We start from the raw sequence: 22,643 nt of genomic DNA on the forward strand, positions 1-22,643 counted from the left end.
CGCGTCGCCGGGTCGCCGACCGGGCCACAGGTAACCAGCGTCCGACGGGCCTCATGCGTTACGTTGCTGGTCCGTCGGGGTACAAGTCGGCATACGACGGGGTGAAGATCAACGGCTGGGGGCGCGGCCGGAGCGGGAGGCCTGATGAGCTCGGCCCAGGGGGGCGCGGACGCGGGGCATCCGAGCGCGGACGACAAGGCGGTCCCTCCGATGCTGGCGGCCGCCTTCGCCGCTGGCGGCGAGTTGGGCGAACGGTTGCGTGGCCTCGACTGGTCGACCACTCCGCTGGGCGGGCCGGGCAGTTGGCCGGCCGCGCTCTCCGGTGCGGTGAGCATGATGCTCGCCTCCAGCGCGCAGATCGTGATGTTCTGGGGCGAGGACCAGCGCGCCTTCTACAACGACGCCTACCGTCCGACGATCGGCGGCAAGCATCCGGAGGTCCTCGGCCAGCCGGCCCGCCAGCACTGGGCGGAGACCTGGGACGTGCTCGGCCCGCTGCTGGCCGGGGTCCGTGGCAGTGGCCGCTCCTACCGGGGTGCCGACCACCCGTTCCTGCTGAACCGGTACGGCTTCGTCGAGGAGACCTACTTCGACGTCTCGTACGACCCGATCCGGGGTGCGGACGGCTCGGTCAACGGCGTGTACTGCATCGTCAACGAGACGACCGGACGGGTGCTCGGCGAGCGCCGGCTGCGGGCGTTGGCCGAGTTGGGCGCCGAGTTGGCCGACGTGGGCAGCGCCGCCGAACTCGGCGCGACCGTCGCCCAGGTGCTCGGCCGGCACCAGGCGGATGTGCCGTTCGCGCTGATCTACCTGGGCGACGACACTGGCCGCCTCACCCTGACCGGGGCCACCGGCACCGGCCTGGCCGAGGTGGACACCGCCCCCGGGCTGCTCGCCGGGCTGGCCGCCGACGGCGGGCGCGCCACGGTCGAGGCCGCCAGGCTGCTCGACCCGCCGCCGGCCGAGGCTGCCGACCAGGCCCTCGTGCTACCGATCACGGCGACCAACGATCCGATCGGCGCGTTGGTCGTCGGCGTGGCCCGTCGGCTGCCGCTCAGCGACGATTACCGCGACTTCCTCGACCTGGTGGCCGCCCAGATCTCCCGGGCGATGGGCACGCTGCGGGCGCACGAGCAGGAGCGGGCCAAAGCCGCCGAGCTGGCCGCACTGGATCGGGCGAAGACCAACTTCTTCGCCAACGTCAGCCACGAGTTCCGCACCCCGCTGACCCTGGTGCTCGGCCCGCTGGAGGACCTGCTGGCCGATCCGGCGCTGCCCGCCGGCTACACCGACCGGCTCACCATGATGCACCGCAACGCGTTGCGGCTGCTCAAACTGGTCAACACCGTGCTGGACTTCTCCCGCCTCGAATCGGGTCGGCTGGCCGCCCACTACCAGCCCACCGACCTGGCCGACTACACCGCCCGGCTGGCCAGCACCTTCCGCTCGGCCACCGACCGGGCCGGGTTGCGGCTCGTGGTCGACTGCCCGCCGCTGCCCGCACCGGTCTTCGTCGACCGGGACATGTGGGAAAAGATCGTCCTCAATCTGGTGTCCAACGCGGTCAAGTTCACCTTCCGGGGCGAGATCCGGGTCCGGATCCGGGTCGTGGACGGCGTCGCCCGGCTGACGGTGTCGGACACCGGCGTGGGGATCGCGCCCACCGAGCTGCCGCACGTCTTCGAGCGATTCCACCGGGTGCCCGGCGTCCGCGCCCGCACCCACGAGGGCACCGGGATCGGCCTGGCGTTGGTCCGGGAACTGGTCCAGATGCACGGCGGCGAGGTCGGGCTGACCAGCCAGGTCGACGAGGGCAGCACCTTCACGGTGACCGTTCCGTTCGGGTCGTCGCACCTGCCCGTCGACCGGGTGGCACCGCACGGCGTCATGGCGCCGGCCGAGCCCGAGCAGGCCCGGCTCTATGTGGCGGAGACCGCGCTGTGGACGGACGTCGAGCCGTCGTTGGTGTACGACAGCCGGCCCGGCAGCCGCCCCCCTGCCGGCCGGATCCTGGTCGTCGACGACAACGCCGACCTGCGCGAACACGTGACCCGTCTGCTCTCCCCGACCTGGGAGGTGGTCACCGCGAGCGATGGGGCGGCAGCACTGCCACTGGCCCGCGAAGGCGGGTTCGACCTGGTGCTCACCGACGTGATGATGCCCCGGCTGGACGGGTTCGGTCTGGTCGGCGCGCTCCGCGCGGACCCGCGTACCCGGCACGTGCCGATCGTGCTGCTCTCCGCGCGGGCCGGTTCAGCGGAGGCGGTCGCCGGTCTCTCCGTCGGTGCCGACGACTACCTGACCAAGCCGTTCTCCGGGCAGGAGCTGATCGCCCGGGTCCGGGCCAACGTCGAGCTGGGCCAGCTCCGCGGGCAGGTCATCCGCCGGCTGCGGGCGCTGGCCGACGCGGCGGTGGCGGTGAACACGGCCCGGTCCACCGCCGACGTGCTCCAGGTCGCCGCCCGGCACGCGCTCAGCCTCGCCGAGGCCGCCCGGGTGGTGGTCACCGCGACCGGCGGGGCCCGCTCCGAGGCGGACGCCGGCGGCACCACCGCAGCCGACCCACATTTCGTGGCCGAGCTGACCGGCACCACCGGTGAGCAGCTCGGAGAGTTGCGGGTCTGGCGTGCGGCGGGCGACGGCGTGCACGCCGACGAGGCCGCGCTGACCCAGCTGGCCCGGCTGGTCGGGGTGCGGCTGGAGAACGCCCAGCTCTACGAAGCGGAGCACCGCATCGCCACCACGTTGCAGCACAGCCTGCTGCCCCGGTCACTGCCCCAGCTGCCCGGCGCGGTGGTGGCCAGCCGCTACCTGCCCGGCAGCGCCGACGTCGAGGTCGGCGGCGACTGGTACGACGTGATCGCGTTGCCGGGCGACGAGTTGGTGCTGGTCATCGGCGACGTGGTGGGCAAGGGCGTCCGGGCCGCCGCCGCGATGGGGCAACTGCGCAACGCGCTGCGGGCGTACCTGTTGGAGGGCTTCGACCCGGCCCAGGCGCTGACCCGACTCAACCGGCTGGTCGGGTCCAGCACCGAGCGCGATTCCTTCGCGACCGTGGTCTGCCTGCTGTTCAGCCCGCGTACCGGCCGGCTCCGGTACGCCAGCGCAGGTCACCCGTCGCCACTGCTGATCCGAGGAGGTGACGTGGCGTTCCTGCACGATCGTGCGCTCGGGCCGCCGGTCGGTGCGATCCCGGACGCGACGTACGAGGTGGTCGAGGGGGAGTTGCCCGCGGGTGGTCGACTGCTGCTCTACACCGACGGCCTCATCGAGGATCGGCAGCTCGGTATCGACGCCGCGTTGGCCCGGTTGCGCGCGGACGCGGCCACGCCGGGTGAGCACGTGACGGACCTGGTGGACGCGGTCGTCGAGCGGGTCGACGGGCGGCCGCGCCACGACGACGTGGCCGTGCTCGCCCTGGAGGCGGTCGAGCTGAACCGCTTCGCGTTGCGGTTGCCGGCGGACCCGACCCGGCTCAGCGTGCTGCGCAAGCGCCTCGAGGATTTCCTGGTCGCGCACGAGGTCGGCGAGACCGACCTGTTCGACCTGACCGTGGCGGTGTCCGAGGCGGCCGCGAACGCCATCGAGCACCCGGTGCATCCCGCCGAGCCGGTGATCAGCGTCGAGGTGACCATCGAGGACCGGACGGTGACCGCAACGGTGCGCGACAGCGGCCACTGGCGGGAGTCGACCGGCTCCGGATTCCGGGGGCGCGGGCTGACCCTGATCAAGGCGCTGGGTGACCTGTCGGTGCGGCGTACCCCCGAGGGCACCGAGGTGACGCTGCGCCGGCGGCTGCAGAGCTGACCAGGCGCCCGACGGTGGCCGGGCACGCCGATGTCATCTCGGCGGGGTCGGCCGTGGGGTGCCTCAGGCCGGACTCAGCCAGCTCTGGCCGCCCAGACCGGAGATGTCCAGCACCCGGCGGACCTGCCGGGACGGCAGCACGGTGAGCGAGCCGGAGAATTGCTGGGCGAGGCGGACGAGGGCGTGGATGGCGGCCGAGTCGAAGAAGGTGACCTCGCGCAGGTCCAGGGTGATCCGCTCGGCGGGCTCGCGCAGCGCGGTCTGGAGCATGGCGTCGGCGGTCGACATGTCGACCTCGCCCGCCACCACCACCTGGAGGTGATCACCGTCGATCTCCGAGCTGGCGGAGAAGACGGGTGGTGCTCCCCCTTGATCCACGCAGACACCATGGCACAGCCGATCAGGCGGGGCAACAACCGGTCCGGGCCAGCCGTGGCGTGGGTCACCGGCGGACCCGGCGATAGGCTTGCGGCATGAACGTCCGTGCGCCGCTGACCCCAGGCACGCTCTCCCCGTGGCGACCGGTGCCTGCCCAGATCGCCCGACCGGAGTACGTGGGTAAGAAGCGCCCCCTCCAGTGGCGTGGCTCGCACGTGCAGACGCCGGAGACCATCGAGAAGATGCGGATCGCGAGCCGGCTCGCCGCACAGGCGACCCAGCTCGCTGGCGAGCACTGCAAGCCCGGGGTGACCACCGACGAGATCGACCGGGTGGTGCACGAGTTCCTCTGCGACCACGGCGCGTACCCGTCGACGCTGGGCTACAAGGGCTTCCCCAAGTCCTGCTGCACCAGCCTCAACGAGGTCATCTGCCACGGCATCCCGGACACCACCGTGCTCCAGGACGGCGACATCATCAACGTCGACGTGACCGCGTACATCAACGGGGTGCACGGCGACACCGACGCCACCTTCTGCGTCGGTGAGGTCAGCGAGGAGGCTCGGCTGCTGGTCGAGCGCACCCACGAGGCGATGATGCGCGGCATCCGCGCCGTCGCCCCGGGCCGGCAGATCAACGTGGTGGGCCGGGTCATCGAGTCGTACGCCAAGCGGTTCGGCTACGGCGTGGTCCGTGACTTCACCGGCCACGGCATCGGCGAGACCTTCCACAGCGGGCTCTACGTGCCGCACTACGACAGCCCTCGCCCCACGGACCTGATGGAGCCGGGAATGACCTTCACCATCGAGCCGATGATCACGCTGGGCACCTACCAGTACGACATGTGGGACGACGGCTGGACCGTGGTCACCAAGGATCGAAAGTGGACGGCGCAGTTCGAGCACACCATCGTGGTGACCGACGACGGCCACGAGATCCTGACGCTGCCGTGACCGACACTCCCGCGGCACTGCGTGAGGCGCACCACGCGGACGTCTCCGGCGGCTGGCTACGCCCGGCCGTCTTCGGCGCGATGGACGGCCTGGTCACCAACATCGCCCTGATCGCCGGGGTCGGTGGCGGCGGGGTGTCGTCGCACAGCATCGTGCTGACCGGCACCGCGGGGCTGGTGGCCGGCGCGATCTCGATGGGGCTCGGCGAGTACACCAGCGTGCGCTCGGCCAACGAGCAGGTCGCCGCCGAGGTGGCCAAGGAGCGGCGGGAGCTGGAGCGACACCCCGAGGCCGAGGCCCGCGAGCTGGCCGACGCCTGGGTGGCTCGTGGCCTACCCCGGGACCTGGCCACCCAGGTCGCCGAGGCGGTGCGCCGTGACCCGGAGGAGGCGCTTCGGGTGCACGTCCGCGAGGAGTTGGGCGTCGACCCCGACGACCAGCCCAGCCCGTGGGCGGCGGCGATCTCCTCGTTCCTGTTCTTCTCGGCGGGGGCGCTGGTGCCGCTGCTCTCGTACCTGCTCGGCTCCACCGAGCTGTGGTTGGCCCTCGCCGTTGGTGGGCTCGGGCTGTTCGCGGCCGGTGCGGTGGTGGCCCGGTTCACCAACCGGTCCTGGTGGATCAGCGGCCTGCGCCAGCTCCTGCTGGGCGCGGCGGCGGCCGCCGCCACCTACCTGGTCGGCACCCTGATCGGCGTCAACGGCGGGCTGTGACCCGCCTCGGCCGGTGAGCAGCTCGTCGACCGTGCCGTCCACCGGGCGGCAGCCTGGTCAGCCGTCGGCCGGGTCGGCCGGCCCGCCGCGCTCGGCCGGCACCAGCCGGAAGATGCGCATCTCCCGACCGCCGGCCCGCTGCACGTACGTGCGGTACGCCGGCCACTCGGTGACCAGTAGCTGCCACAGCCGGTCCCGTTCGGCGCCGACGGCCTGCTCGGCGCGCACCGGCACCAGCCGGCCCTTCACGGCCACCTCGGCGGCCGGGTCGGCGAGCAGGTTCATCGCCCAGCCCGGCTGGTGCGCGTTTCCCCAGTTGGAGCCGATCACGACGTACGAGTCGCCGTCGGGCACGTAGACCAGGGGATTGCTGCGGGGCTTGCCGGAGCGACGACCGGTCGTGGTGATCACCAGTGACGGGACCAGGCCGAGCGCGACCACCCTGCCCCGGGTGAGCCGACCGACCACCCGGTCGGCGGGGACCAGCAGGCGAGCGCCGGCGGCGAACCAGCGGTGATGACCGAGCCGGCGGGTGAGGGTTCCCAGTGCGGACACGCAGCACAGTCTGCCGGCTGTCGCGCCCGGGCGGCACCCCCCGAACCGGCCGGCCCACAGTCAGCCCAGCCTCGCCGTCAGTCCAGCCGCCGCTCGATCGGCAGCCGGGCCCGGGTGAACAGCCCTGCCCCGAGCATCGCCACCAGTGGCACCAGCACCAGGACACCGAGCGCCGGCCACGGCACCAGGAACGGGTACGGCTCGCGCACCGGCCAGTCGGTCGCGTACTGCCGGTTGACCGAGAACAGCACGATCACGGCGGTGCCCAGCCCGGCCACGATGCCGAGCACCGAACCCAGACCGGCGATCACCCCGGCCTGACAGATCGCCAGCAGCCGGCGTACCGCGGGGGCCGCGCCGACCGCCGCGAGAGTGGCCAACTCGGTGCGCCCCTCGGCAGCGGCGAGCGCGGTGGCCATCCCGGCCGCGCCCACCGTGATCAGCCCGGCCGCGGCGGCGAGCAGCAGGAGTAGCGGTGACCTGTCCTGCTGGGCGGCGCCCCACTCCGCGGTGAACGACAACGTGCCGACGGGCTGCAGAGCCTTGCTGAAGCGTTGCTGCCGCTGCTCGTCCGGTGGCGCCGAAGTGTCGATCACCCAACCGCTCAGGGACCAGCTCAGCCCGAGTCGGTGCGCCGCGGCGGGGGACAGCAGCAGACGGGGCTGGCCGACCGTCGGCGGCAGCGCGTACCCGGGCAGGTCGGTGGTCGCATCGGTCGGATGCTCCGACCCGGTCTCGGCGCGGTTCACCCGTACGGTCACCTGGCCGTCGTGCAGGTAACGCGGGTCGGTCACCACCACGCCCCCGGCGCGCAGCGTCGCGGTGGCGGTGGCGGTGGTCGCCGGGTCCGTGCCGGTGAGGATCGGCAGCGCGCTGCCGTCGTCCACCAACGTCTGTACGTAGCCGCCGTAGTAGTCGACGCCGCGGATCCGGCAACGCGGGTCGGCCCGGGCCTGCCGGCGTTGTGTCGGGGACAGGCCGTCCTCGGGCTGCCAGGGGCAGGCCCGCTCCGGCGGCAACTCCGGAGCGACGTAGCAGTAGCTCTCGGAGCTGTCCGGCGCCGGGCAGGTCACCGCCTGCACCCGGGCCACCCCGCCGGCACCCAACTGCTCGCGGGCTGCGGTCGTGACCTGGGCCAGCGTGGGCTCCGGTTGCCGGGCCGGCTCGATCGGGTTCACCAGTACATGGCCGGCCGGCAGCATCGGTCGGTAGGCGCGTGCGTCGCGGGCCTCGTCGCTGGCCAGGTACACGCCGAGCGCGACGCTGCTGGCCACCGCGGCCATCACGGCGCAGATCGCCGGCGTCGCGGCGGCCCGGTTCCGGCTGGCGTCCCGCAGCGCGATCCGGGGCGCCAACGGCAGCACCCGGCCCAGGCGGGCGAGCGCGCCGACCAATGTGGGGGTACAGCAGACCAGGCCCAGCTCACCGAGGATCAGGCCGGTCAGGATCACCGCCGTCGAAGTCTGGGTCGCGCCGAGCGCCGCCAGGCCCGCCCCGCCGGCAACCAGCGCCAACCCGAGGGCGAGCCACCGGACCCGGGACGACGGCGGGGTGCGCCGTCCGGCGAGCCCGGCGAGGACGTCCTGCCGGGCGGCGGTCCAGGCCGGCGCCAGGGCGGCGAGCACCCCGGCCAGCACCGCGACTCCGGCGAGCAGGGCCAGCGCCGCCGGCCAGCAGCGATAGCCACCGAAGCGGGCGCCGAAGACGTACTGCTCCACCAGCGGGCGGCCGGCGAACGCCGCGCCGACGCCGAGAAGCAGGCCGGCGACGGCGCCCAGCACGCCCAGCACCACGCCGTCGGCCAGCACCACCCGACGTAGCTGGGCCGCGTCGCCGCCGGCCACCGCGACCAACGCCAGATCCCGCCGCCGTCGGCGGACGCCGACCGCGAAGGCGGGCCCGACCAGCAGCACCACCTCCAGCAGCCCGAGGCCGGCGATCAGTACGCCGGTGCTCAGGTCCGCCGTGTCGCTCGCGTCGACCGAGCCGAGCCAGGTCCGCGTCTGCGTCGCTGCCGGGCCGGTCGGGTGGCGGGGCGTGACCACCACGCCGTGCTCGTTGAGCAGGGACACCAGCGCTGCGTCGACCGCGCCGGGCACGTCCACCAGCCAGCTGCTCTCCAGCATCGCTTCGTTCGTCGGCGCGGCCCCGGGGTGCAGCACGACCACCGGGCCGAGGTTGTCGGCGAACTCGACCACCCCGACCACGGCGTACACCCGGGCCCCGTCGGCGGTGGCCACGGCGTCGCCCAGGCGCAGGTGCAGACGGCGCAGCGTCGCCGGGCTCACCGCGACCTCGCCGGCCTGCTCCGGCGCCCGTCCGCTCCGGAAGCGCACCAGGCCCCGGGCCAGCGGGTCGGTGAGATCCAGTACCCGCCCATCCACGGTTTCGTCGCGGGTCGGGCCGCGCACCGTCAGGTCGAAGCTGGCCGGCACCTCGGTGGCACGGCCGCCCGGACCGAGCAACGCGGTCACCTCGGCGGTGGTAGTCGCCCGAACCGGTCCGTCGTCGCCGTCCCGGGAGTACCAGTTGTCGCCCCACTCGTTCTGGCCGACCGGGCCGTCGGCGAGCCAGCGTAGCTCCGCGTCGGCCACGCCGAGCCGGCGATCGATCCGCTCCTGCGGGGTCAGTTCGGCCATGTCGTAGCTGGCCGCCAGGAAGGCCAGCACCAGCACCGGCAGGGCGATCATCGCGAGCACCAGGGCGGTCCGTCGGCGGGCCCGGCGCGACTCGCGGCGAGCGATCCGCAGCGCCGCCCGCCAGGAACCGGTCAGCTCGGCGAACCGCCGTCGGTCGGGCAGCGGGGGTGACGCGGCCGGCTGCGCCGTCGGTACGTCGGCCCGGCCGGGCGTCCGCAGCGTACGGCGCGCGGTCACCGGTCGCTGCCGGACAGCAGCTGCTCGACACTGCCCAGCGGCGCCGTCGTGTCGACCAGCACCCCGTCGCGCAGGAACACGACCCGGTCAGCCCAGCCCGCGTGCCGCGCCTCGTGGGTGACCAGCACGCCGGCGGCGCCCGCGTCGACCCGGCGGCGCAGCAGGTGCAGCACGGCCTCGCCGGTCTGTGAGTCCAACGCCCCGGTCGGCTCGTCGGCGAGCACCAGTCGTCGCTCGCCGACGAGCGCGCGGGCGATGGCCACCCGCTGCTGCTGACCGCCGGAGAGCTGGTCGGGGAAGCGGTCGCCCAGCGCCGGCAGGCCCACCTCGGTGAGCGCGGCCAGGGCCAGCGCGCGGGCCCGACGTACGCCGGTGCCGTCCAACTCCAGTGGGAGCGCGACGTTCTCCAGCGCGCTCAGGCTGCCCAACAGGTTGAGCTGCTGGAAGATGTAGCCGATCCGGCGCCGGCGCAACTGGGCCAGGCCGCGGCGGTCCAGCGCCCCCAGCGTGTGCCCCTCGACCCGCACCTCGCCGTCGGTGGGACGGTCCAGGCCCCCGGCCAGGGCGAGCAGCGTCGACTTGCCGGAGCCGGACGGGCCCATCACGGCGACCAGCTCACCCGGCCGGACGACCAGGCTGACACCGCGCAGCGCGTGCACCGCCGCCGGGCCGGTCCCGTGTGTGCGGTGGACGGCGCGTAGCTCCAGCACCGCGTCGTCCGGTCCACTCACCGCCGCGCCTCCTCGTCGACCCACCGGGCCGCATCGGGTTCGGTGGCGTCCCCCGGTCTGGCCACGGGTGGCGCCGGTGCGCCGGTGCGGTGGCGGACCAGGCTGGTCTCACAGTGGTCCAGCCAGCGGACCTCCGCCTCGGCCTGGAACATCATCGAGTCCAGCACCAGGCGCCAGGGCAGGTCCTCCGGCCGGTCGCTGCCGTACTTCAACCGGGTCAACTCCTGCAGGGCGCGTATCGTCGCGCTGCGCTGGGCCTGCACCACCGAGCGGACGTCCACCCCGGGGGTGGTCAACGCCAGCGCCAGCTTGATCGCCAATTCGTCACGGGGGCGGTCGGTACGACTGATCGGGGTGGCGAACCACAGCGCCAGGTCCGCGCGGCCGGCGTCGGTGATCTCGTACGGGCGCTGCCCGGCCTCGCTCTCCGGCAACGGGCGCACCAGGCCGTCCCGTTCCAGTCGGGCCAGCGTGGTGTAGACCTGCCCGATGTTCAGCGGCCAGGTCGAGCCGGTCGACTCCTCGAAGGCGGCGCGCAGCTGGTAGCCGTACATCTGGCCGCGTTCGAGGAGGGCGAGCAGCCCGTGACGGATGGACATGGGAACGGAGTATGCATACCTGGTATGCGCAGCGCAACCGGAGCGGAACGGGTCAGGTCGGGCGGCCGGGAAATGGGACAGTCAACGGGGTGATTCCGGCCGTCTTGCGCCACCGGGTGGCCCGTACGGCGTACTCGACCAGGGCGGTCAGTGCCTGGTTGCGATCGGTGCCGGTGGTGGCGGCCAACGCGGCCCGCCAGTGCGCCGCGGTGCGATCCTCCACCTCGACGGCCAGCCGCAGCGCGCTCGACCGGTCGGTGACCGGGTACGGCAGCGCGTACCCGGCCCGGTCCGGTGGCACGGTGGCGCCGGACGTGCTGAGCTGCACCACCAGCGCGTCACGTCGCCGTCGGTGTGCGGCCTCCGCCTGGCGTGCGGCGTCCCGCGACGCCCCGGTGAGCCGGACGCCGATCCGGCCGTAGGCGTAGATGGCCGCGTACTCGGCGGACAGGGCGGCGGCGAGCGCCTCCCCGGCGGACGGCTGCCTCACTTCAGTGCCTCCTGGTGGGTGGCCCGCGCGGCGGCGATCGACCCGAGCAGTGCCGCTCGGTCCGCTGGCGCCTCTGCGCAGGCCCGGGTGGCGGACTGCTGCCCGGTTTTCTCCAACGCCCGCAGGGCGGCCAACGCGCCGGCCGGGTCGGTCGCCGTGGTGGCGGTCGGAGTCGCGGCGGGCGCCGACGGCAGGGCGATGCCGATCAAACGGGCCAGCTCGGTGGCGTGCGCGGTGTGCGCCTCGGCGATCGGGTTGAGCCGGCTGGCCAGGTCCGGGTGCGTGGTGGCGCTCGCCTGGTAGGCCGCGGCCAGCCCGAGCGACTCGTCCACCATCGGCCGCAGCGGGTCCGGTGGTGGGGTCGGCCGCTCATCGCGGTCGAAAAGATCACAGCCGGTCAGGGGCGCCGCCGCGCCGCCGAGCGCCAGCAGCGCCCCGGCACGCAGGAGCTTTCGCCGAGAATGCCCGGATGTCTGGTCGCGCTGTGTCGCTCTGCCGATCCCCACCGGGCAAGTCAACACCATCGGTGCCGCCTCGGGGGCCACCGGCGTCGGTGCGCCGCTCGGCCCGCTGGCGGGCAGGCACGTTACGCTCTGCGCAGCCACCGGCGCGTCCGCTCCGGTGGCGTGCCGGCATGGCGGGACTCCCGGTCGCCGTCGACCAGTGAAAGGTGCGGAGATGACTCAGCGTGGCCGTGCCACCAGGTCGACAGGTCGACCCCCGGGTGGCGTGGGTCCCCGCGGCGGTGATCTCGCCGCCCGCCGTACCCGGTTGCGGGCCGTGATCGAGCCGGTGGTGATCGCTGCGGGCTACGACCTGGAGGACGTGTCGGTCTCCCGGGCCGGCCGCCGGCACGTGGTGCGGGTGCTCGTGGACGCCGACGGCGGGATCGACCTGGACGCCGTCGCGGTCGTCTCCCGCGCGGTCTCGACCGCGCTGGACGCCGCCGAGGAGGCTGACGGCGACATCGTCGCCGGGGAGTACCAGCTCGAGGTCAGCTCGCCGGGCGTGGACCGGCCGCTCACCCTGCCCCGGCACTGGCGTCGCAACGTGGGCCGGCTGGTCAAGGTCACCGTGCGGGGTGCGGGCGCGCTGCCCGGCCAGCGCGGCGACCAGATCGCCGGTGACCGCCAGCTGACCGGCCGGGTGGTCGGGGCCGACGACGAGGGCGTGCAGCTGGAGACCGACGACGGCCGGGCCGCCTTGGCGTACGCCCAGCTGGGGCCGGGCCGGGTGCAGGTCGAGTTCAGTCGCCTCGCCGAGCTGGGCGAGCCGGACGAGATCGACGACGCGGACGAGACCGACGATTCAGACGACATCGACGACGAAGATGATGTGGAGGACGAGGAGAGGTGAACATCGACCTCGCGGCGCTGCGCGCACTCGAGCGCGAGCGGGAGATCCCGTTCGACACGATCCTCGCGGCGATCGAGACCGCGTTGCTGACCGCCTACCGGCACACCGATGGTGCCGAGCCGCACGCCCGGGTGGAGATCGACCGCAAGTCGGGCGCCGCCCTGGTATACGCCCAGGAGATGGACGAGGACGGCAGCCTCGTGCGGGAGTGGGACGACACTCCGCACGACTTCGGCCGGATCGCCGCGATGACCGCGAAGCAGGTGATCCTCCAGCGCCTGCGGGAGGCCACCGACGAGGTGCATTTCGGCGAGTACGTGGGACGCGAGGGCGACCTGGTCACCGGCGTGGTGCAGGCGCACGAGACGCGTACTGAGAAGGGCATCGTCAGCGTCGACCTGGGCAAGCTGGAGGGCGTGCTGCCGCAGTCCGAGCAGGTGCCCGGCGAGCGGTACACCCACGGCGAGCGCATCCGCTGCGTGGTCGTGCACGTGGCCAAGGGCATGCGCGGGCCGCAGATCACTCTGTCCCGGTCGCACCCGGCGCTGGTCAAGAAGCTGTTCGCGCTGGAGGTTCCGGAGATCGCCGACGGCACGGTGGAGATCGGCGCGATCGCCCGTGAGGCAGGTCACCGTACGAAGATCGCCGTACGCTCCACCACCCCCGGCGTGAACGCCAAGGGGGCCTGCATCGGCCCGATGGGCCAGCGGGTGCGTGCCGTGATGAGCGAACTGCACGGCGAAAAGATCGACATTATCGACTGGTCGGATGATCCGGCCACCTTCGTCGGCAACGCGTTGTCGCCGGCCAAGGCCCTGCGGGTCGAGGTCGTCGACCTGGCCGGCCGGGCGGCCCGCGTGACCGTTCCGGACTTCCAGCTCTCCCTCGCCATCGGGCGGGAGGGGCAGAATGCCCGTCTCGCTGCCCGTTTGACCGGTTGGCGGATCGACATTCGTTCCGACGCCGAGCAGGTCGCCCCGGCTGCGCGCGGGGCAGCTGATCACGTGCCGGAGCCGGGCGGAGCGATCTCGGGCAGCTAGGGGTAGACTTCCTCCAGTGGTACGACGCGCGCAGCCGGAGCGCACCTGTGTGGGTTGCCGGCAACGTGCGCCGGCCAGCGAATTGCTGCGGGTTGTGGCAATCGGTGCCGAGACTGGTCACAGTCTCCGGCCTGATCCGCTCCGCAGGCTGCCGGGTCGGGGAGCGAACATGCACCCGGATCCGGCCTGCTTCGCGCTGGCAGTGCGGCGCCGCGCCTTCGGGCGTGCGCTACGCATCACCGAGGTCCTCGACCACGGTGCGCTGGCGGAACACGTCGATGCGCCAACCACTACGTCCGGTCATCCCGACCGGGCGAGGGTCGCTAGCAGGGTAGGACGACCGACATGAGCACACGATGAAGTCCCTGAAATGACCAGGCTTCAAGTGCACGAGTGAGGTTGTTGCGGGTGCTGCCCGCACGACCTCGGAGTGAGGAGTGCAGTGGCAGGCAAGGCCCGCGTACACGAGCTTGCAAAAGAGCTCGGGGTCGAGAGTAAGACCGTTCTCGCCAAGCTGAAGGAAATGGGCGAGTTCGTGAAGTCCGCGTCCAGCACCGTCGAGGCGCCCGTCGCCCGTCGACTGCGTAACGCGTTTGTCGCTTCCGCCGGTGCTCCGGCGCCGGCCGCCCCGTCGGCGCCCGCGCCGGCGCCGGCTTCAGCTACGACCCCGACGCCGTCCCCGACCCCGGGCGCGCCGCGGGTTTCGGCCCGACCGATGCCGCCTCGGCGGCCGGCCGCGCCGGCACCTGGTCCGAAGCCGAAGGGCCCGGTGCCCGCTGCACCGCAGCCCGCGGCTCCGGTTGCCCAGCCGGCGAGTGCCCACGACATCGAGGTGGCGGCCGCAGAGGCGCGTGCCGCCGCGCTGAAGGCTGAGCAGGAGGCCGCGGTCAAGGCCGCGCAGGCCGCCCGCCAGCAGCAGCGGGACAACCCCGTTCGCCGGGAACCTCCGGCAGACGGCACCCGCCCCGGCCCCGGCCCTCGGCCGGGTCCCGCCGCGATGCCACCCCGTCCCGGTTCACCGGCTGCCCGTCCGGGCACGCCGGCGCCGGGCCCCGGTGCCCGTCCTGGCGGTCGTCCGCCGGCGCGCGGCGCCGGTAACAACCCGTTCGGCATCCAGGGTGGCCAGCAGCAGCGGCCGCCGGCCGCTGGTGCGGGTGGCCCCCGGCCGAACACCCCGGCGGGCATGCCGCCGCGGCCGAGCCCGAACTCCATGCCGCCGCGGCCCAGCCCGGCGTCCATGCCGAGCCAGCGTCCGGCTGCCGGTCGCCCCGGTCCCGGTGGCGCCGGTCGCCCCGGTGGCGGCGCGGGTCGTCCCGGTGGCGGTGGCGGCGGTGGCTTCCGTGGTGGTCCCGGTGGCGGCGGCGGTGCTGGTGGCGGCGGCGGTTACCGCGGCGGCCCCGGTGGCGGCGCGGGTGCCGGCGGTGGCGGTGGCTACCGTGGCGGTCCCGGCGGCGGCGGCGGTGCTCCCGGTGGCGGTTTCCGTCCGGGCGCCCCGTCCGGTGGCGGCGGTCGTCCCGGTGCCGGTGGTCGTGGCCGTGGCGGTGGCGCAGCGGGTGCCTTCGGGCGTCCCGGTGGCCGGCCGACGCGCGGTCGCAAGTCCAAGAAGCAGCGCAGACAGGAGTTCGACAACCTGTCGGCTCCGACCATGAGCTCGGGTGCTCCCCGGGGTCAGGGTCAGGTCGTCCGGCTCTCCCGTGGCGCCTCGCTGTCGGACTTCGCCGACCGCATCAACGCCAACCCGGGTTCGCTGGTCCAGGAGATGTTCAACCTGGGCGAGATGGTCACGGCGACCCAGTCCTGCTCCGACGACACCCTGCAGTTGCTGGGTGAGCACCTCGGCTTCGACATCCAGATCGTCAGCCCGGAGGACGAGGATCGCGAGCTGCTCGCGCAGTTCAACATCGACCTCGACGCCGAGGTGGCCGAGGAGCGTCTGGTCAGCCGTGCGCCGGTCGTGACCGTCATGGGTCACGTCGACCACGGTAAGACCAAGCTGCTCGACGCGATCCGCAAGGCGAACGTCGTGGCTGGCGAGGCGGGTGGCATCACCCAGCACATCGGTGCGTACCAGGTGCACGTCCCGCACGAGGGTGTGGACCGTGCGGTGACCTTCATCGACACTCCGGGTCACGAGGCGTTCACCGCCATGCGTGCCCGTGGTGCCCAGGTGACGGACATCGTGATCCTGGTGGTCGCGGCCGACGACGGCGTGATGCCGCAGACCATCGAGGCGTTGAACCACGCCAAGGCGGCGGACGTGCCGATCGTGGTCGCGGTCAACAAGGTCGACAAGCCGGAGGCCAACCCGGACAAGGTCCGCCAGCAGCTGACCGAGTACGGCCTGGTCGCCGAGGAGTACGGCGGCGAGACCATGTTCGTCAACGTGGCCGCCAAGCCGGGCATCGGCATCGAGGAGCTCCTCGAGGCTGTCCTGCTGACCGCCGACGCGTCGCTGGAGCTGACCGCTCCGATCGACGGGCCGGCGCAGGGTGTGGCCATCGAGGCGCACCTGGACAAGGGTCGCGGTGCGGTGGCGACGGTGCTGGTGCAGAAGGGCACCCTGCGGGCGGGCGACTCGATCGTCGCCGGTGGGGCCCACGGCCGGGTCCGGGCCATGCTCGACGAGAACGGCAACCAGGTCTCCGAGGCCGGGCCGGCGCGTCCGGTCATGGTCCTGGGTCTGACCGCGCCTCCCGGCGCGGGTGACACGTTCCTCGCCGCGGCGGACGACCGCACGGTGCGGCAGATCGCCGAGCAGCGTCAGGCACGGCGACGGGCGGCGGCGTTCGCCAACTCCCGTGGTCGGGCCACTCTTGAGACGCTCATGGAGCAGCTCAAGGAGGGCGAGAAGACGTCGCTCAACCTCATCCTCAAGGGCGATGGCTCCGGTTCGGTGGAGGCCCTGGAGGACGCGCTGTTCAACCTCGACATTCCCGAGGAGGTCCAGCTCAAGGTCCTCGACCGGGGTGTCGGCGCGATCACCGAGAGCAACGTCATGCTCGCGAGTGCCTCGTCCGAGCCGGTCACGATCATCGGCTTCAACGTGCGGGCCTCGAACAAGGTCCGTGAGATGGCCGACCGCGAGGGCGTGGAGATCCGGTACTACACCGTCATCTACCAGGCCATCGAGGAGATCGAGGCCGCGCTCAAGGGCCTGCTCAAGCCGGAGTACGAGGAGGTCGAGCTGGGCAGCGCGGAGATCCGCGACGTCTTCCGCTCGTCCAAGATCGGCAACATCTCCGGTTGCATCGTCCGGTCCGGTGTCCTTCGGCGCAACGCCAAGGCACGCCTGCTGCGGGACGGGACGGTCGTGGCGGACAACCTCACGATCAGCTCGCTCAAGCGGTTCAAGGACGACGCCACGGAGGTCCGCGAGGGCTTCGAGTGTGGTCTGACCCTGGGTGGTTACAACAACGTCCAGGTCGGCGACATCATCGAGACCTTCGAGATGCGGGAGAAGGTTCGCGCCTGATCCGGCGGTGACACGCTGATCAAGGGGTTTACGCCAGTTGGCGTAAACCCCTTGATCATGTGGGGCGGGTAGCCGGTATCGTCCGGGGCGATGTTCACCGGAAACGCGGTCTTCGACCTGCTGCTGCCGGGCGACTCCAGGTCGCTCAAGGCCAAGAGATCATATGTACGGCCGATCGTGGCGGCGCTGCGCCGCTTCGAGGTTTCGGTCGCCGAGGTGGGAGCGCTCGACCTGCACGGTCGAGCGCAGATTGCGGTGGCCGTGGTTGCCGCCGAGGCGGCGCATGTCCGGGAGGTCCTGGATTCCTGCGAGCGCCTCGTGGCCGGTCGTCCGGAGGCCGAGTTGTTGTCGGTCCGGCGTCGGCTGTACGGCGCGGACGACGACTGACCAGGCTGCCGGCTGTGCTGGGCGGGCAGTCCGCCCGCGAATGTAGTGTTCGAGATGTTGGCCGGTCGGCCGGCGACCCACGGGTCGTCGTGCCGGCCGGGAGCAGGACGCCGTGGAGGTGGCGAGATGTCTGATCCGGCCAAGGTACGTCGGCACGCGGAACGGGTGCGTGAGCTGGTCGCGTCGGTGGTGCGGAGCCAGATCAAGGACCCGCGGCTCGGCATGATCACGATCACCGACGCCCGGATCACCGCGGATCTGCGCGACGCGACGGTCTTCTACACCGTGCTCGGTGACGCGGTGGCCCAGTCGGACACCGCGGCGGCGCTGGAGAGCGCCAAGGGGCTGCTGCGCAGCACGGTCGGTAAGGCGCTCGGGCTGCGGCACTCACCGACCCTCACCTTCGTCCTGGACGACGTTCAGGATCAGGTCAAGCACATCGACGACCTGCTCGCCGCCGCCCGCAACGCCGACGCCGAGGTGCAGCGGCTCGCCTCCCAAGCGGAGTACGCGGGCGAGGCCCAGCCGTACCGGGTGGACGAGGACGAGGACGACACGGACGAGGCCGCCGACGTCGCCGACGTCGAGGAGACCCCCCGGGGTGGGGAAAAGCGGTGACCGGCACCGTCGGCGCCCAACTCGCCACCGCGACCGGCGCCGGCCCCGCCGAGGCGGACTGGGCCGCGGCCGAGGCGCTGGTGCGGGCCATCCCGCCGACCGGGCGGGTGCTGTTGATCTGCCACGTCAACCCGGACGGCGACGCGCTGGGCAGCATGCTCGGCTTCGGTCTGGGCCTGCGCCAGCTCGGCGTACGCCAGGTGCAGGCGACCTTCCCCGGGCCGCCCGAGGTGCCCGAGCCCTTCCGTGGGCTGCCCGGCCTCGACCTGCTGGTCCCGGCGAGCGCTGCGGACCTCGATCCGGACCTGGTGATCTGCTTCGACGCGGCGAGCGAGTCGCGGCTCGGTGAGCTGGCCGGCCGGTTGTCCGCCGGCGGCGGCGCGGCGCTGGTGCTCGACCATCACGCGTCCAATCCCGGCTTCGGTACGGTCAACCTGATCGACCCGGCCGCCGCCGCGACCTCGGTGGTGGCGGAGCACCTGCTGACTCGGCTCGGTGTGACGCTGGATCGGTCGATCGCCGAGTGCCTCTACGTGGCGCTGACCACGGACACTGGCTCGTTCCGGTTCGAGGCGACGACCCCGGCGGTGCACCAGCTGGCCGCTCGACTGCTGGCCACCGGCATCTCGCCCGGTGACATCTCGCGGCGGGTCTTCGACACCCGTCCCTTCGGTGCGGTCCGGCTCTTCGGCGAGGTGCTGGGCCGCGCCCGGTTGGATCCGGCGGCGGCCGACGGCCGAGGGCTGGTCTGGACCTACGCCACGCTGGATGATCTGGCTCGGCACGACCAGCGACCGTACGTGCTGGAGGCGCTGATCGACTCCGTGCGCTGCACCGCCGAGGCGGACGTGAGCTGCGTGGTGAAGCAGACCGCCGCCGGCGAGTGGGCGGTGTCGATGCGTAGCAAGGGTGCGGTGGACGTCAGTCAGGTGGCGGTCGCGCTGGGTGGTGGCGGCCACCGGTTCGCGGCCGGGTTCACCGGTCGGGGCACCGCCGAGCAGGTGGTCGAGGCGATCCGTGGCCAGCTCGACGGGGCGCTGATCCTCCCCGACGCCTGACCGCTCGTCCGCAACCGCGGCGGCTTCCACGCGGCTCCGCCGCGAAGGGCTCCACCCTGCCCCCGCACCTGGGTCCTTTGCTCTGCTTACACCGACGCAACGGTTCGGACCCGAAAGTGTTGCGTCGGGTGAAGCAGAGCAAAGGATGCGGTCCGCAGGTCAGCTCCCTGTGCTCGCGGCTACCGCGCCGGGGTCGCCCAGCGGGGGGAAGATCAGGGTCAACTCCGGGGAGTGTTGGTCTTCCCGCGCTCCGTGATAGCGGGAAGAATCGCGGAATGGAGCAGCCGCACGACCTCACCGTGGAGGCGCCCCGCGCCTGGGACCGGCCCGCCGTCTCCGTTCCAGTTCTTGTCTGCCTGTCGCTCGTTGGCGGCCGGTTCGCGTCGTTCTCCACCGAGGCCAATCTCTACACCCTGGGCACCGGCGGGGTCCTGATCTGGCTCGGTCTGAGCAACCGGGTGTCGCGTCGCCCGGCGCCACGCCGGTTGGGTCCGGGCGTGGCCTGGTGGGCACTGCCGGTGGTGGTGTTCGGGGTCTTCGAGGGGGCCACCTTCGTGCTGGCGGTGGGCGACGACTTTCCGACCTTCTCCCGGCTGGCCGACCCGCTGCTGGAGGACCACCTGACCCGGTCGGCGGTGTGGTTCGCCTGGCTGGCCGCGTTCTGGGGGCTGGTGCGGCGATGATGCGAGCGCTCGCGATCGGCGGCTTCCTCACCTCGCTCGCCCTCTTCGCGCTGGTCGAGTGGCTGGCCCGACGGGAGGGTTCCCGGATTCCGACCCTGGGCGAGGTCTGCGCGTACGTCATGCGCTACGAGGTCGGTCCGGTGCCGGTGGGCAGGATCGGTCTGTTCGGCTTCTGGTGGTGGTTGGGCTGGCACTTTCTGGCCCGTTGAGCCGGGATGCCGACTGTCCAAATGGCGGGAACCGTGAGCAGCATGTGGACCTGAACGATAACTTGGGTGAAGGCCGGTGCCGCGTCGCGGCGCTGGTCGTGGGCGGTGGCGCGACACCCCGTGCCGCCTCCCTCCAGGGTCTGACCGACCCGGGCTCACGCTGCCCAACCGGCCGCTCCGGTGACCCCGGACCGCCCGTGGGGTGCTCAGCACGACCGCCCGTGCGGGCCGCCGCGTCCCGGTGGCTCACACCCTGGAAGGAGCGCCATCATGCCGCAGAAGCCCAAGCCCGAGACCACCGCCACCGAGGACGCCCGCGAGCAGGCTCGCCGCGCGCTGCAGACCTCGATGGACACCCGCCAGTAAGCCGCACCACCTGCCGGTGACACCGTCGTCGGGGCGGCCCCGGCAGTCGATGCTGTAAGTCCTCGCCAACCTTGCGATCCTTACCGGGCTCGTGACAGGATCGCCGGCGATGGACACCAGCACCCTTGCCGCATCGCCCCGACGGATCGCCGGCCTTGCCCTGCCCGCCCTGGTGGTGCTCGCCGCCGAGCCGCTCTACGTGCTGGTCGACACGGCCGTCGTCGGCCACCTCGGCCGGGTGCCGCTCGCCGCGCTCGCCATCGGCGGCACGGTGCTGACGCTCACCGCCTGGCTGGGCACCGTGGTCGCGTACGGCACCACCGGCCGTTCGGCCCGTCGCTTCGGCGCCGGCGACCGGGCGGCCGCGGTGGCCGAGGGGGTCCAGTCGTCCTGGCTGGCGTTCGGCGTCGGGCTGCTGGTCGCGATCGGCATGCAGTTCGGCGGGGGCGCGCTGGCGCGTACCCTCGCCGGCGGCAGTGGCGACGTGGCCGACGCCGCCGCTCAGTGGCTGCGGATCGCGGCGCTCGGCGCCCCTGGCCTGCTGCTCGCCGCCGCCGGCAACGGCTGGCTTCGCGGCGTGCAGGACACTCGCCGGCCACTGCTCTTCGTGCTCGGCCCCAACCTGCTCTCCGCGCTGCTGTGCCCGCTGCTGGTCTATCCCGGCGGGCTCGGCCTGCCCGGTTCGGCGGTGGCCAACGTGGTCGCCCAGACGCTCGCCGGCGGGCTCTTCGCCGCCGCGCTGGTCGCCGAGCGGGTGTCGCTGCGGCCCCGACCCCGGTTGATCCGCCAACAGCTGGTGCTGAGCCGGGACCTGCTGATCCGGGGCGCGGCGTTCCAGGCCAGCTTCCTCTCCGCGACCGCGGTCGCCGCCCGCTTCGGCGCCACCGCGGTCGGTGCCCACCAGATCGCCCTGCAACTGTGGTTCTTCACCGCCCTGGTGCTCGACGCGCTGGCCATCGCCGCGCAGTCCCTGGTGGGCGCCGCGCTCGGGGCCGGCGACGAGGCGGGCGCCCGCGCACTGGCCCGCCGGATCGGGCTGCTCGGCGGCGCGTGCGGCATCGCCTTCGCGCTGCTCATCGCCGCCGGCGCCGGCGCCGTACCGTCGTGGTTCAGCTCCGACCCGGGGGTACGCGAGCAGGCCATGGTGGCCTGGCCGTGGTTCGTCGCCATGCAGCCGCTGGCCGGGGTGGTGTTCGCCCTGGACGGCGTGTTGATCGGCGCCGGCGACGTGCGCTACCTGCGCAACCTCACCATCGTGGGTGTGGTGGGCGGCTTCCTGCCGGCCATCTGGCTGGCGTACTGGCTCGACCTCGGGCTCGGCGGCATCTGGGCCGGGCTCACCCTGTTCGTCGTGATCCGGCTGGTCGCGCTGCTGCTGCGGCTGCGCAGCGGCCGCTGGGCGGTGGTCGGCGCCGTCCGCTGATCTGGCAGGCTTGGGCGTCGTGAGCACCGATGGACTGATCGTGGTCGACAAGCCCGGCGGCATGACGTCGCACGACGTGGTGGCGCGGATCCGCCGGTTGGCGAAGACCCGCCGGGTCGGGCACGGCGGCACCCTCGACCCGATGGCCACCGGCGTGCTGGTGATCGGTGTCGGCCGGGCCACCCGGCTGCTGACCTACGTGATCGGCGCGGGCAAGAGCTACACCGGCACCATCCGACTGGGTCAGGCCACCGTCACCGACGACGCCGAGGGCGACGTGATCGCCACGACCCCCGCCGGCCAGGTCACCGACGACGACATCCGGGCAGCGCTGGCCCCGCTGATCGGTGAGATCGACCAGGTGCCGAGCGCGGTCAGCGCCATCAAGATCGACGGGCAGCGGGCGTACAAGCGGGTTCGCGACGGGGAGAGCGTCGAGCTGCCCGCCCGACGGGTCACCATCTCGCGGCTGGACGTGCTGGCGATTCGCCGGACCGAGCCGGACGTGGTGGACGTGGACGTGGACGTGACCTGCTCGTCCGGCACGTACATCCGGGCCATCGCCCGGGACGCGGGCCTGGCGCTCTCCGTCGGCGGGCACCTGACCGCGCTGCGGCGGACCGCGGTGGGCGGCTTCACCCTCGCCGAGGCGGCCACCCTCGACGAGCTGGAACAGCGCGCCCCGGAGGTGGTCAACCTGCCGCTGGACGCCGCGGCCGACCGCTTCTTTCCGCGCCGGGAGGCCACGCCCGACGAGGCGCGGGTGCTGGCCCACGGCGGGCCGCTGGACCCGGCCGGCCTCGCCGGGCCGTACGCCGTGTTCGGGCCGGCCGGTGGCCTGATCGCTATCGTCAGCGAGCGGGACGGGCGCGCCCGCGCGGAGATCGTGCTCGCCCCGGCCTGACGGCGGGGCGCAGGTCAGGCGCCGG

21 protein-coding genes are annotated in these 22,643 nt (G+C 73.0%); 14 read left to right on the forward strand and 7 right to left on the reverse strand.

Annotated features, from left to right (window positions below; all coding sequences use genetic code 11):
* Positions 1–144 precede the first annotated feature (144 nt).
* Positions 145–3,810 carry a SpoIIE family protein phosphatase gene (locus V6V47_RS24860; RefSeq protein WP_334630771.1) on the forward strand — a complete coding sequence of 1,222 codons (3,666 nt, stop codon included), beginning with the start codon at positions 145–147 and terminating at the stop codon, positions 3,808–3,810.
* Between the two features lie 63 nt (positions 3,811–3,873).
* Here the strand turns inward: V6V47_RS24860 and V6V47_RS24865 are convergent, their stop codons facing one another.
* Positions 3,874–4,188, reverse strand: a complete 315-nt coding sequence (locus V6V47_RS24865; protein ID WP_334630772.1) for an STAS domain-containing protein — start codon at positions 4,186–4,188, stop codon at positions 3,874–3,876.
* Positions 4,189–4,283: 95 nt separating this feature from the next.
* Between V6V47_RS24865 and map the strand changes: the two genes are divergently transcribed.
* Both map and V6V47_RS24875 read left to right on the forward strand, forming a co-directional pair.
* Complete coding sequence (map, locus tag V6V47_RS24870) at positions 4,284–5,141, forward strand: type I methionyl aminopeptidase (protein WP_334630773.1); 858 nt, start codon at positions 4,284–4,286, stop codon at positions 5,139–5,141.
* Entirely contained in the window at positions 5,138–5,851 is a 714-nt protein-coding gene (locus V6V47_RS24875; protein ID WP_334630774.1) for a VIT1/CCC1 transporter family protein, read from the forward strand. The genes map and V6V47_RS24875 overlap by 4 nt, the downstream gene beginning before the upstream one ends.
* 57 nt (positions 5,852–5,908) lie before the next feature.
* Here V6V47_RS24875 and V6V47_RS24880 read toward each other — a convergent pair whose 3' ends face one another.
* The 6 genes from V6V47_RS24880 to V6V47_RS24905 form a co-directional block, all read right to left on the reverse strand.
* Entirely contained in the window at positions 5,909–6,406 is a 498-nt protein-coding gene (locus V6V47_RS24880; RefSeq protein ID WP_334630775.1) for a nitroreductase/quinone reductase family protein, read from the reverse strand.
* 77 nt (positions 6,407–6,483) lie between these two features.
* Positions 6,484–9,282 (reverse strand): FtsX-like permease family protein, encoded by a 2,799-nt coding sequence (locus V6V47_RS24885; protein ID WP_334630776.1) that lies wholly within the window; start codon positions 9,280–9,282, stop codon positions 6,484–6,486.
* Positions 9,279–10,013, reverse strand: coding sequence for an ABC transporter ATP-binding protein (locus V6V47_RS24890; protein ID WP_442934303.1), 735 nt, complete (start codon positions 10,011–10,013; stop codon positions 9,279–9,281). The genes V6V47_RS24885 and V6V47_RS24890 overlap by 4 nt, the downstream gene beginning before the upstream one ends.
* Positions 10,010–10,612, reverse strand: a complete 603-nt coding sequence (locus V6V47_RS24895; protein WP_334630777.1) for a PadR family transcriptional regulator — start codon at positions 10,610–10,612, stop codon at positions 10,010–10,012. The genes V6V47_RS24890 and V6V47_RS24895 overlap by 4 nt, the downstream gene beginning before the upstream one ends.
* A gap of 52 nt (positions 10,613–10,664) precedes the next feature.
* The gene (locus V6V47_RS24900; RefSeq protein ID WP_334630778.1) at positions 10,665–11,102 is read right to left on the reverse strand and encodes a ferritin-like domain-containing protein; all 438 of its coding nucleotides are present in this window, start codon (positions 11,100–11,102) and stop codon (positions 10,665–10,667) included.
* Positions 11,099–11,626 (reverse strand): hypothetical protein, encoded by a 528-nt coding sequence (locus tag V6V47_RS24905; RefSeq protein ID WP_334630779.1) that lies wholly within the window; start codon positions 11,624–11,626, stop codon positions 11,099–11,101. The genes V6V47_RS24900 and V6V47_RS24905 overlap by 4 nt, the downstream gene beginning before the upstream one ends.
* A gap of 154 nt (positions 11,627–11,780) precedes the next feature.
* On the opposite strand from V6V47_RS24905, the gene rimP reads away from it, so the two are divergent.
* The 11 genes from rimP to truB all read left to right on the forward strand — a co-directional run bounded on the left by rimP (position 11,781) and on the right by truB (position 22,618).
* Complete coding sequence (gene rimP / locus V6V47_RS24910; RefSeq protein WP_334630780.1) at positions 11,781–12,458, forward strand: ribosome maturation factor RimP; 678 nt, start codon at positions 11,781–11,783, stop codon at positions 12,456–12,458.
* Complete coding sequence (nusA, locus tag V6V47_RS24915; protein WP_334630781.1) at positions 12,455–13,498, forward strand: transcription termination factor NusA; 1,044 nt, start codon at positions 12,455–12,457, stop codon at positions 13,496–13,498. Before rimP ends, nusA begins: the two co-directional genes overlap by 4 nt.
* A 16-nt stretch (positions 13,499–13,514) precedes the next feature.
* Positions 13,515–13,847, forward strand: a complete 333-nt coding sequence (locus V6V47_RS24920; RefSeq protein ID WP_334630782.1) for a YlxR family protein — start codon at positions 13,515–13,517, stop codon at positions 13,845–13,847.
* 93 nt (positions 13,848–13,940) lie between these two features.
* Positions 13,941–16,970: a translation initiation factor IF-2 gene (gene infB / locus V6V47_RS24925; RefSeq protein ID WP_334630783.1), complete on the forward strand. Its 3,030-nt coding sequence runs from the start codon at positions 13,941–13,943 to the stop codon at positions 16,968–16,970.
* Positions 16,971–17,060: 90 nt separating this feature from the next.
* Positions 17,061–17,357 (forward strand): DUF503 domain-containing protein, encoded by a 297-nt coding sequence (locus tag V6V47_RS24930; RefSeq protein WP_334630784.1) that lies wholly within the window; start codon positions 17,061–17,063, stop codon positions 17,355–17,357.
* A gap of 126 nt (positions 17,358–17,483) precedes the next feature.
* Positions 17,484–17,975 carry a 30S ribosome-binding factor RbfA gene (rbfA, locus tag V6V47_RS24935; protein ID WP_334630785.1) on the forward strand — a complete coding sequence of 164 codons (492 nt, stop codon included), beginning with the start codon at positions 17,484–17,486 and terminating at the stop codon, positions 17,973–17,975.
* The gene (locus V6V47_RS24940) at positions 17,972–19,033 is read left to right on the forward strand and encodes a DHH family phosphoesterase (RefSeq protein WP_334630786.1); all 1,062 of its coding nucleotides are present in this window, start codon (positions 17,972–17,974) and stop codon (positions 19,031–19,033) included. The genes rbfA and V6V47_RS24940 overlap by 4 nt, the downstream gene beginning before the upstream one ends.
* 275 nt (positions 19,034–19,308) lie before the next feature.
* On the forward strand, positions 19,309–19,716 hold the full coding sequence (locus V6V47_RS24945; protein WP_334630787.1) for a hypothetical protein: 408 nt from the start codon (positions 19,309–19,311) through the stop codon (positions 19,714–19,716).
* Entirely contained in the window at positions 19,716–19,925 is a 210-nt protein-coding gene (locus V6V47_RS24950) for a DUF6186 family protein (RefSeq protein ID WP_334630816.1), read from the forward strand. Before V6V47_RS24945 ends, V6V47_RS24950 begins: the two co-directional genes overlap by 1 nt.
* 475 nt (positions 19,926–20,400) lie before the next feature.
* Positions 20,401–21,714, forward strand: a complete 1,314-nt coding sequence (locus tag V6V47_RS24955; RefSeq protein ID WP_334630788.1) for an MATE family efflux transporter — start codon at positions 20,401–20,403, stop codon at positions 21,712–21,714.
* Positions 21,715–21,733: 19 nt separating this feature from the next.
* Positions 21,734–22,618, forward strand: coding sequence for a tRNA pseudouridine(55) synthase TruB (truB, locus tag V6V47_RS24960; protein ID WP_334630789.1), 885 nt, complete (start codon positions 21,734–21,736; stop codon positions 22,616–22,618).
* The last annotated feature ends 25 nt before the right edge of the window (positions 22,619–22,643 follow it).

This window comes from Micromonospora sp. CPCC 205539 (assembly GCF_036906815.1).
Classification (GTDB): domain Bacteria; phylum Actinomycetota; class Actinomycetes; order Mycobacteriales; family Micromonosporaceae; genus Micromonospora.